Source organism: Thalassotalea sp. G20_0, from assembly GCF_017744175.1.
Classification (GTDB): Bacteria; Pseudomonadota; Gammaproteobacteria; order Pseudomonadales; family Endozoicomonadaceae; genus Endozoicomonas.
In genome coordinates, this window is sequence record NZ_JAGHQV010000260.1 from 1 (window position 1) to 978 (window position 978).

General features: G+C 46.3%; 2 protein-coding genes. Both read right to left on the reverse strand.

Annotated elements, in window-relative coordinates; translation table 11 throughout:
- Positions 1-588 (reverse strand): TniQ family protein (locus tag J7438_RS28555; RefSeq protein ID WP_209278918.1); only part of this gene is annotated, 588 nt, incomplete at its 3' end.
- Between the two features lie 7 nt (positions 589-595).
- A complete protein-coding gene (locus J7438_RS25925) occupies positions 596-946 on the reverse strand; it encodes a transposase (protein ID WP_209278919.1) in 351 nt (116 codons plus the stop codon).
- Between the last annotated feature and the right edge of the window lie 32 nt (positions 947-978).

Consider the following 978-nt stretch of genomic DNA (forward strand, 5'->3'; position numbering starts at 1 on the left):
GGATGTGGAAGCTGGTTCTACAGGCATATCTCTATATTTTTGACCACAAGAACAACCCGACAGGTTGCTTGCATGAATATAGTCAAGGCCTTGAGAACAATCAGGGCAGACCTCAACCAGTTTACAGCCATGGTGCGGGCAGGCTCTTACCACGTGTAAATGCCAGTAGAATGGTACAAATGCTTCTTCTGATTCCTGGAAACATTTTGGGCATATTGGAATCGAGCTTTTACGAACAAAAAATCGAGGTATATCAATCCCTTGCCAGTGTAATGAATTGTGTCTTGATGCATACCGCGTGGGTGACCGAAAAACGGCCATTCCCATGATAGGCAGGCGACCTTTACACATTTTCTCGGAAAGTAACTCAAGGCACTCAATACGTAAGGCTGATGACGTATTGGCATGGTAGACATTCAGTTGCCGAAGATGACCGGGCAGTGAACCAGCCAGCTGTTGGTCTGCTTCATCTAAAATAATATGAAATCGCTCAATAAGCTGTTTTGGGGTATAACCATACAAGTCTGCCAGCCTGATCATATAGCTTTCCAGTGACTCTGATGGCTTGGGATTCGGGCGCAGTAACATGCAGCGGTTAGTGTCCTGTACGGTATTCAGTTTGCATTGCAATATAGGCCGAAATCCATTGGGTACTCAGATGTACCAGCTCTCTTAAATGCTTATTCTCCTGCTCAAGCTTTCGCTTCTCCCGATCAATAACAGTTTTGCTCCCCCCCAAGGGCTTGGGAGGCTGTGTACTACTAACAGAAACATCAAAGATACCAGGGTTAACAGAGGCAGAATTATTTATTGCATTATTAAACCATCGACGTACTTTGTGGGGTTCTACACCTAACTCCTCAGCCACACTGTCCGCTGTCTGCCCCGCCAGAACCATTGATACTGCACGTTCTCGAAAGGCTTTAGTGGTTGTCTTCCTGCCCATATCCAGCTACTCCCGCCGAAGCATTACTACGG

Excerpts from the sequence above, each read along its gene's own strand:
- J7438_RS25925 (WP_209278919.1), bottom strand. The coding sequence starts at position 946 with ATGGGCAGGAAGACAACCACTAAAGCCTTTCGAGAACGTGCAGTATCA.